At 41.8% G+C, this 9,534-nt stretch carries 7 protein-coding genes; 1 reads left to right on the top strand and 6 read right to left on the bottom strand.

Annotation, left to right across the window (positions count from 1 at the left end):
• Positions 1–397 precede the first annotated feature (397 nt).
• The 6 genes from CAO17_RS00150 to CAO17_RS00125 all read right to left on the bottom strand — a co-directional run bounded on the left by CAO17_RS00150 (position 398) and on the right by CAO17_RS00125 (position 9,241).
• Positions 398–994 carry a TetR/AcrR family transcriptional regulator gene (locus tag CAO17_RS00150; protein WP_085990861.1) on the bottom strand — a complete coding sequence of 199 codons (597 nt, stop codon included), beginning with the start codon at positions 992–994 and terminating at the stop codon, positions 398–400.
• Entirely contained in the window at positions 966–4,097 is a 3,132-nt protein-coding gene (locus tag CAO17_RS00145; RefSeq protein WP_085990860.1) for an efflux RND transporter permease subunit, read from the bottom strand. Before CAO17_RS00145 ends, CAO17_RS00150 begins: the two co-directional genes overlap by 29 nt.
• Positions 4,098–4,100: 3 nt before the next feature.
• Positions 4,101–5,498 (bottom strand): efflux RND transporter periplasmic adaptor subunit, encoded by a 1,398-nt coding sequence (locus tag CAO17_RS00140; protein ID WP_085990859.1) that lies wholly within the window; start codon positions 5,496–5,498, stop codon positions 4,101–4,103.
• Positions 5,499–5,737: 239 nt separating this feature from the next.
• Positions 5,738–7,255, bottom strand: coding sequence for a TolC family protein (locus tag CAO17_RS00135; protein ID WP_085990858.1), 1,518 nt, complete (start codon positions 7,253–7,255; stop codon positions 5,738–5,740).
• A gap of 342 nt (positions 7,256–7,597) precedes the next feature.
• Positions 7,598–8,665, bottom strand: a complete 1,068-nt coding sequence (locus CAO17_RS00130; protein ID WP_085990857.1) for an Rpn family recombination-promoting nuclease/putative transposase — start codon at positions 8,663–8,665, stop codon at positions 7,598–7,600.
• 153 nt (positions 8,666–8,818) lie between these two features.
• On the bottom strand, positions 8,819–9,241 hold the full coding sequence (locus tag CAO17_RS00125; protein ID WP_085990856.1) for a hypothetical protein: 423 nt from the start codon (positions 9,239–9,241) through the stop codon (positions 8,819–8,821).
• Here CAO17_RS00125 and CAO17_RS21240 point away from each other — a divergent pair.
• Positions 9,225–9,534: hypothetical protein (locus CAO17_RS21240; protein WP_218775509.1), on the top strand; the 310-nt coding region annotated here is incomplete at its 3' end. The genes CAO17_RS00125 and CAO17_RS21240 overlap by 17 nt on opposite strands.

Raw genomic sequence — 9,534 nt, 5'->3', positions numbered from 1 at the left:
TTTATCGGCTCTCCTCTTGGTTTATCGGCTCTCCTCTTGGTTTATCGGCTCTCCTCTTGATTTATCAGCTCTCATCTTGTTTTATCGGCACTCCTCTTGATTTATCAGCTCTCCTCTTGATTTATCGGCTCTCCTCTTGATTTATCGGCGCTCCTCTTGATTTATCGGCTCTCCTTTTGTTTTATCGGCTCTCCTTCTGTTTTATCAGCATTCATTCTGATTTATCGGCACTCAGTCTGATTTATCGGCGCTCCTGAGTATTTATCAGCACTCCCCCCTGTTTATCAGCGCTCCTCTAAATGCCCAAAAAAAATCGTCCCACAAAAAAAGAGAGAAGCGCACGAACACTTCTCCCCCAAGGAACCTGCCCCCGCGCCCCATGTCCCGCGCCAACAGTTTAGGTCCCAATCCCAAAAAATATAATATCCATTTGACTTCGCAGTACGTTTTCGATATCCTCTTCTTCCTTTACTACTTTATAGTAAAACCCAATCTGAATGCTGTGCAATATCATTCCTGCTAGGATTTGTGGGTCAACCGCACGGATTTGGCCTTTTTCCATGAATTCCTGGAGGTTTTCCGCTACTTTGCTGATGAGCCAGTCGTTTTTTTCGATGATCCATTTTTCCAGTTCCCATGATAATCGTTTGGAGCTGTCTTCATATAGAATACGAAGCTTGTCTCCTTGTTCGTTAATTAATTGGAGGGCGTTTTGGAGGAATGTTTCTTTGGTTTCCTCCATGGACGCTCCTTGGTCAAAGATGGTGTAGATGTCGTTATAGACATACCTCACCCCATTTTTGATCATTTCAATAAAAAGGTTTTCTTTTCCACTAAAGTATTCATAAATGGTTCCTTTGCCAACCTTGGCCTCTACCGCAATGTCTTTGACTGTTGCTTTCTCAAAGCCCTTTTCCAGAAAAACATGGGCAGCTGCTTGTAATATCTGCTCATATTTATTTGCTTTATGCACCAATCTCTTCCTCCAGTTCATCTTTCTTCCTCCTGCTGAATACTCGTTTCATCAGGCGTTTGAACGTGTTTGTCGTGTTATCAACCATGACATACATGACTGGGACGAATACCAAGGTAAAGATGGTCGAGGTTAATAGACCAAATACAACTGTGATAGCCATTGGTTGTTGTGTCTCGGAACCTTCTCCAATTCCCATCGCCATTGGTACCATCGCAAGGACGGTCGTTAATGTTGTCATGAGAATAGGGCGTAGACGACTTTTTCCGGATTCAATAATGGCTTCCGTACGATCCCAGCCTCTTTCTCGTAATATATTAATATAGTCAACGAGGATAATACCATTGTTTACCACAATACCGGCGAGCATGATGAGACCAATCAGCGCAACCGTACTGACGGGCACTCCGGTTATGAACAGTCCTAAGATAACCCCAATAATCATGGTCGGCATGGAGAACATGATGATAAACGGATACGTAAAGGACTCAAATTGAATCGCCATGACCGTATAAACGAGGAATACTCCAAGCGCCAAAGCAAGGATTAACTGCCCAAAGGCTTCCATCATTTGTTCGGATTCTCCACCAATATCGATGGTGTACCCATCTGGTAATGCCATTTGATTAAGTTGTGTTTGAATCTCCTGTGTTACCGTTCCTAGGTCACTTCCGGCAGCGATATCAGCGGTTACGGTTACCCCACGTTGTTGGTCGGAACGGTTAATGGTTGCCGGACCTTGGATTTGTCGTAATTCAGCAACAGCCCGTAATGGAATATCGACTCCTTGGCTATTGCGAATCGTCATCGTTTCTAAGTCACGGATGGTTGCCGTATCTTCTTCCGGCAAGGCAACTGTTACATCGTATTCCTTCCCATCTTCCTTGTATCTAGTCGCAGTCTCCCCGTTTAAGGCAAGACTTAACTCATTCATCACTTGTTGATAGGATAATCCATAGCTCGATGCAAGCTCCCGATTTACAACCACTTGTACTTCTGGATTTCCATCTTCCACGGAACTGTCCACATTCATGGTACCTTCCACATCTTCAGCTAACCAGACAACCTGTTGTGCCAAGTCACCAAGGACATCCAAATTATCTCCATTGATTGTAATGGAAATCGGTGATCCACTTGACATGGCACCAGTTGAACTCTCTGCCACCACAACTTCTGCACCAGGAATATTATCTAATAGGTCATTGGCTTCTGTTACAAACTCCTGTGTGGTTATGTCTCTTTCACCGACATCAATCAGTTCCAGCATGATGGTAGATTGACTCGAGTCCCCACCACTCGTACCGGTTAAATCTCCACCTGCATTGACAAACATGAAATCAATCACATCAGAGTAATGCTCATCAAGGGTTGCGGTTACTTGATTGACCGTCTCAACCGATGTTTCCAATGTAGAGCCTGTTTGTGTTGTCACGGTAATCTGTGCTTGCCCACTGTCCGCTGCTGGCTGTAGCTCAAAGCCAAGTGCTGGAATAAGTGCTAAGCTTCCAATGACAATCACCATCACGATGAAAGCAACCGTTTTTCGGAATCGTAATGCTTTTTCTAGGATATTTCCATAGATGTTTTTAATCCAACTTAGCATCTTATTTACGATTCCCTTTGGATTCTCATCATCAAAGGATACCTTCACATTTCCTAATAGTTTCGATGATAGCATCGGAATTAAGGTTAATGCCGTTATAAGTGACATGGACAATGCAAAGATAACTGTAGAAGAAAGGGGTGTAAATAATTCGGCCGCGATTCCATCCACAAGAATCATCGGTAGGAAAACAGCAATGGTTGTCAGTGTGGATGCCAATACTGCGCCGGCTAATTCCGTACCACCCTCAGAGGCTGCTTCCATAATGGACAAACCTTCTTCTTTTTTCTTAAAAATATTTTCCAATATAACAATCGAACTATCGACCATCATACCGATTCCAAGAGCAAGACCACCCATGGATAAGACGTTTAGGGATTCCCCTGTAAAATACATCAGCGTAAACGTAGAAATAATCGCAATCGGCATGGAAACGCCAATCACCAATGTAGTTTTCACACTACGTAAGAAGACAAGTAAGATGATGGCAGCTAATACACCACCAATAATCATATTGCTTACGACGGAGTCCATCGAGTCAACAATGAATTCAGACGTATCCATAATGACGCCGACTTCGATGCCGCGTTCTTCATATTGTGCATTAATCTTTTCCACAATTTCCATGACTTCGTTCGCAACATCCACGGTATTCGCATCTGATTGCTTCATAACGGAAAGGGAGAGCGTTTCTTCTCCATTCAGCGTTGCAATGGAACTCCGCTCTTTAAACGTATCTTTCACTTCCGCTACGTCATCGATGGTAATGGTGTTCCCTTCGGATAAGGTGATCTGGGTATTACGAATATCATCAATGGAGGTATATTTTCCATCTATTCGAATACTTATATCTTGACTTCCTCGTTCCACACTCCCTGCTGAAACCGACCGATTTTCAGCAGCTAAGGTTTGGGAAACTTGGGCACCGGTAATTCCGAACTGTTCCAATTGCGCTTGGTTCAGTTCAATTCGAATTTCCCGTTCCACACCACCCGTAACGGTAGCAGAGGCAACTCCTTCTCCTCTTTCAATAGCCGGCTGGATTGCGTCCTCTGCCAAATCTTGCAATTCATTCAGTGGCGCGCCAGATAAACTCAAGAACACAACAGGCATCGCATTCGGGTCAAGCCGCATGATAGTTGGTGCATTTGCATTATCTGGTAATTGTCCTTCCACCTGGTCTACTTTTTCCCGGATATCACTCAATGCTTTATCAATGTTCTTGTCAAAATTGAAGGACATGATAACAAGAGATGATGATTCCTGTGATGTGGACTGTACCGTATCTAATCCCTCTATTGTACCAACCGCCGCTTCTATCGGATCGGTTACGAGTTCTTCAACTTCCTGTGGTGCCGCTCCTTGATAGGTCGTTGCTACCACCGCAATCGGTAGGTCAATTTCAGGAAACAGATCCACCTTTAAATCTCGTAAGGAAATCGTACCTAATAAAAGGGCAACGATGACAAGCATGATGACAGCAACTGGACGTTTAATCGAGGTGTTCACCAATCGATTCATCGATTATTCCTCCTCCATTATTTTCACTAAGTTTCCGTCTTCAAGGAGGTTTTGTCCGGAGATAACGACTTGATTATCTTCCTGTAGGTCGCCACCTACTGCCGTCATTTCCGTACCATAACGGATGACTTCTACTTGTTTTTGCACGGCCTTGCCATCTTCCACCACAAAGACAACATCCAATCCTTCTTTCTGAACAATGGCCTCTGTTGGCACTAAGATGCTGTCCGCTGCTAACACCTCGTCCAGAACAATGGAGGCAACCATTCCTGGGCGAATTTTCCGATCTTGACTATCTAAATCCGCTTCGACTGTAAATAAGCCAGACCCCGAGCTTACTGCTGAAATATAGGAAACCGTGGCTGTCTGGGCATCACTAACCCCATCCACTTGAACCTCTACTTCATCCCCTATCTCAAAAGTAGATAGCTGTTCTGGTAGGACATTCACACTAACTTTCACTTGGTCCAAGGCAATAATCGTCGCAAAAGGCGATTGTGGACTCGCCATCTCCCCTACTTCGAACGCGATATCGGTTACTTCACCAGCGATGGGCGCCGTGATGGTTTTATCATCCAATCGCTCTTGCGCCGCCTCTACATTAAGCCGGGCTGATTCGACGCCAGCTTGAGCCTGGTCTATTGGGGCTTGGGCATCGTCAATCGAATCTCTCGCAATTTCCACACCAACTTCTGCTTGTTTGACGGATGCTTTCAGTGATTCTAGCGCAACTTCGGAATCCGCTTGTTGTTTTTGCTGCTTCACTTGTTCCAAAGAGTTACGAGCATTGTCTACAGCCGTTTTCGCATCATCATAGTTTTGCTCCGATGTTAACCCTTCATTATATAACTGTTCCACTCGTTTAAAATTTTGCTCGCTTTGCTGTAACGCAATTTCCGCATTTTTGATTTGAAATTCTATGTTATCTAAATTATCACTCTGCGATTTTTTCGCTTCTTTTAAAGAGGCTTTGGCCTGATCCAAAGATGCTTGGGCTTGTTTTAAATTATTTTCAGCCGTTGATTTCCCATTTTTAGCACTTTCCAAGTTAGCCTTTGCCTGCTTCAAGGCCGCCTTCTGCTGTTCCAGCGCATTTCGCTCATCGAAATTATCTAATTTCGCAATAGCTTGGCCGCGCTCCACGGTATCCCCTTTTTCCACCAGGATTTCCTGAACTTCCCCGCTTACTTTCGGCGATACCTCCGCTTCATCTTCGGCAATAATCGTACCACTCAAAATATTACTACCACTTAATGAACCAAATGAGGCTGGAGCAACTTTTACAGGAACCTCCCGTTCTTCCGCTTCAGCAGGTGCCGACGTCTCCTCTGTACACCCCGCAAGCATGAGGATTGCCATGAGCAGGAAAAAAGCTCCGATGACTCTAGGTTTTATTTTCATTATGTAATACTTCTCCTTTTAAAAAGATTTACCTTCGTTCGTATTTTTTTGCGAATGTGTTCGTTCCCTTATCCTTAGGAATCTGCTGCTGTGTTCACCTTCTATACCCCGGCCGGTCAAACAAGCATGTGATATAGGTAAAATGTTTGTTTGAATGACAGGTTGTAAGTTCCCTCCCAGAACCGACCGGTCAGTTCTGGGAAAATAAAAAGGAAAGATTGCTAGGTTATTCTAGCAAACTAGTTACCAAGAATAACACCATTTTCTAGCAATTCAGCTTGTTTGGTTAATAGGAAGTAATTATATTTTTCCATTTCTAACGCAGATTTCGCTTGGATGACGTTGATTTCTGCTTGTTCATACTCCTGACGAGAAATCACTCCGGCATTGTAACGCTTTTCCAATGCTTCAAAGTCCTGTTTGGCATACGTGATTTCACGTTCCGCCTGTTTCATTGCGTTGTGCTGCATGCGAATATCAAGGTATAGCTCTCGAATAGACTTCTTGGCATTTCGTTTTGTTTCTGCGATGTTGATGTATTTCGCTTCCACTTCATTATCCGCTTGTTCCAGATCAAACTTATCTAAATCACCAACTGCTCTATCCTCATTCTCTTCTTCTCTTTCCGCAACTTCTTCCTCATATTTTTCATAGGTTCGATCACGGTTATATTGAGCAATCGCTAATTCCTCTTCTGCTATTTTCATAGAATACAAGTTTTCCATAAGTTCCTTGGTTTCAGTTTCCTGTTCGATTAATTGTAATTGACTTAAATCCGACGCAATTAGGGTTAAATCCGGATGATAGGCAATCCCAAGGTCTAAAGTAAATAAAGCCAAGTCTTTTTGTAGACTCTCTTCCGCATCTTGAATTTGAGTTTCGAGTGAAACAATCTCACGTTTCGCTGTATCCACCTCATTACGTGAAATCACACCAATTTCATATTGACGCTCTAGGTTTTTAACCTGTTGCTTCTGTGTTTTCAGGGTCTCTTTTTGAAGAGCAATCTGTTCCTTTTGAATGAAATGCTGGATATATGTAGAAGCGATTTGGAACTTCATGGATTCTTTTGTTTGCGCATCTGTTAATTTAGAGATGTTTTTTTGAAATTTTAGAGATTCTATTCCGTCCAGTGCACCATCAATTTGGTCTTCTAACGTTTTTAATGTGGTGTCTTCAAGTTCTTTAATAGTCTCTTGAATTTGTAATCTTTCCTGGAATATTAACCTTCTTGCTTGACCAGTACTTTGTTTTTGTTCTTCCCTTAAATCATCGAACCGTTCTTCCAAATCCTCAATTTCATCTAATATATCATCATAATTCTCCAATAGAAGTCCATGATCATCGATGGCAGCCTCTAATTGGCTCTTCAGATTTTTCAATTGATTCTCTAACCTAAGGAACGAGTAATTATTATTCAACCCATACTCGATTGCTTCCTCTAACGTAAGAGAATCAACAATAATAGGTTCTTCCTCTGGTTCTTCCTCTGGTTCTTCAGCGTCTTCTTCACCTTCAGACCCTTCTTCTTCAGTTGACTCTTCCCCCTCCGAAGCTTCATCATCCGTCGCTCCCTCATCCTCCGATACGGATGCTTCCTCATTTTTCGTTTCAGAAGCTTGCTCATCTTCTGTTACATCTTGAGAGACATTTTCTTTTATATGCTCTTCCTCAGGCAATCCATCTGCATGAACAGCTGGAGTTAAACTCGTCGTTGCCAGGATAGCAGTTAAGCCAATGGCGACTTTTTTATTCATTACGGTACTCCTTTCCAAGATTGGTAGATATCGACTAAACACACAGCCTATTTTACCATAGGACCTATGGAAAGGCACATAGTAGAACGTCTAATTTTGTAAAGTTTTAGTGACAGAGACGTGGGGATAGGTTCCTAGAGTCGATTCTGAACACCGTTTTCTCTTTTTTAAGGTAGATTGTCAGCTTCAGTGTCACTGGAACTTTCTTCAGTTATACGAATACTTTTTCCAATGGTCTTAGAAAATTGGCGTACTAGTACCTTTCTCACATATAATAAGAAGCTTGGCACACGTATGCGCACGTATGCCAAGCTTCTTAAAAAGAGTCGATATGAGCAATAGTTACTCTTTAAAACCACGTTGAATTTCAATAATCCTGTCTTCGCTTATTTTAGTGATTTCCGCAACTTCTTGAATTTCCATACCTTTTTCTAAAAGACGACGGGCTATCGCTTCCTTTTCTTCTCTTGCTTTCTCTGTAGCTTTCTTTGTTACTTTCTCTATAGCTTTCTTTAATCTAAGTTCCGCCTCACGCTGGGCAGCTTCCTCATCGTTAATACGTTTTAACCGTGATTCATAAGCCAGATATTCTTCTTGCGTCATACTTAATTCTTCCCAACTTTGAAAAGCATTGCGAAACATCTTATCTGCCATGGCAATTGCCTCCAATTCCTTGTAAATACCTTCATAAACTTTATTATTTCTATGATCAACCATTCCGAGCATTAATAACCATCTAGCTAAAAGGTCATTCCATGGATTTAGTTTTCCCTCTTTCCAAGCCTTTATCAACTTCGGCATTTCAACAAAGTGAAGTTCCATCACGTCTGTTAACTTGAATTTTTCCTTATCCTCATACAAGTGATGCGATGTATGAAATCGATTCGTTCGATCAAATATAGTAAAGTTCATAATATTAATCGTAATCACGGGTTGTAACTCTTGATAACTCATCCTCTTTTGCAAAGGGCTCCTATACGTTCCCGCCCAATAGTATATCGAGCGCTTAATCATATTGTACTTATTAGTGAACTGAATTTCTACATTAATTCTTTCACCAGCCTCCGTGATTACTAATAAATCTAATCTCGACTGCTTATCATCAACATACTCTCCTCCTGCTTCTGTATTTGTAAATGTGATATCTTTGATGGAATCTCGCCCACTTTTTTGTAAAATAGCATTTAAAAAAACGACTGTAATATCTTTATTCTTTTCATTTCCAAAAAGCTGCTTAAATGCATAATCTACTTTTAAATCCATTAATTTATGAAGTGGGATTCTTTTGAGCAAGGTAGTTTTTCTACATTTCCTTTCTAACTTTTGTTTATAATCACTGGAATCTTCTCTTACTTTAATTGGTGCGGTATACTCTAGGGGTTTTTCTTTCACGAATGATTTAAGTGGCATTTTAACACATCCTTTATGATATGTGAGGACTTACCGAGGCGTTTTTCTACATATAGTATAACAAAGTTTCCGTTAGCGAACAAGCGTTCTTTTAAAGCCTTTCTCGTATAAAAAAAGAAAGCCCCCTACCAAAGAGACTTTCCTTTTCATCAATTATAGTTGATCTTGTTTCACCATTTGGCCATCTTGTACAATAATTAAATCAATCGTACGATCAGGGTAAGCTTCCTTAATCATTTCGCCATATTTTTCAAATGCTGCTTCTGGATCTTGGTCTGCAGCTATTTCTAAATCCACATTCACTGCATTTTGCTCTCCATCAACCACTTGAACCATGGCACTTTCAATTCCTTCTTCCGCCTCTAATTGGGTCTGAAGGTCATCATCACTTGATAAAGAATTAGCCGGTTCTTGGCTATCCTCTTCTTCCGTTTCCGCTTCTTGGCCTTCTTCTGTTTGTGCTGCATCATCCTCTGCTGGTGCAGATTGTTCCTCACCATCGCCAGAGCATGCCGCTAAAAGAAGTACGGACATAACTACGCTTAAAAACAGGAACCATTTGTTTCTTAATTTCATCGTCCATTTCCCCTTTATTTTAACTATCATTATAAAGAAATCTTACCAAAATGTTGCCAGGTTGTACAGCGGGATAGAGCGATTTTATCAGCTTTCCTCCCTGTTTATCGGCGGTCATTCCGGGTTATTAGCTTTCCTTGCCATTTATCGGCAGTCATTCTGCTTTATCAGCTTTCCTTCCCATTTATCGGTGGTCACTCTGCTTTATCAGCTTTCCTTCCCATTTATCGGCGGTCACTCCGGTCTATCAGCTTTCCTTCCCATTTATCGGCGGTCACTCTGCTTTATCAGCT

It is taken from the genome of Oceanobacillus senegalensis (assembly GCF_900176885.1).
In the GTDB taxonomy this organism is placed as follows: Bacteria; Bacillota; Bacilli; order Bacillales; family Amphibacillaceae; genus Oceanobacillus; species Oceanobacillus senegalensis.
Note: the sequence above shows the minus strand (reverse complement) of the source record. Positions and strands in the feature narration are given on the sequence as shown.

What these genes read in the sequence shown, in the direction of transcription:
- CAO17_RS00150 (WP_085990861.1), bottom strand. Translation starts at nt 994, where the DNA reads ATGAACTGGAGGAAGAGATTGGTGCATAAAGCAAATAAATATGAGCAG.
- CAO17_RS00140 (WP_085990859.1), bottom strand. Translation starts at nt 5,498, where the DNA reads ATGAAAATAAAACCTAGAGTCATCGGAGCTTTTTTCCTGCTCATGGCA.
- CAO17_RS00125 (WP_085990856.1), bottom strand. Translation starts at nt 9,241, where the DNA reads ATGAAATTAAGAAACAAATGGTTCCTGTTTTTAAGCGTAGTTATGTCC.
- CAO17_RS00145 (WP_085990860.1), bottom strand. Translation starts at nt 4,097, where the DNA reads ATGAATCGATTGGTGAACACCTCGATTAAACGTCCAGTTGCTGTCATC.
- CAO17_RS00130 (WP_085990857.1), bottom strand. Translation starts at nt 8,665, where the DNA reads ATGCCACTTAAATCATTCGTGAAAGAAAAACCCCTAGAGTATACCGCA.
- CAO17_RS00135 (WP_085990858.1), bottom strand. Translation starts at nt 7,255, where the DNA reads ATGAATAAAAAAGTCGCCATTGGCTTAACTGCTATCCTGGCAACGACG.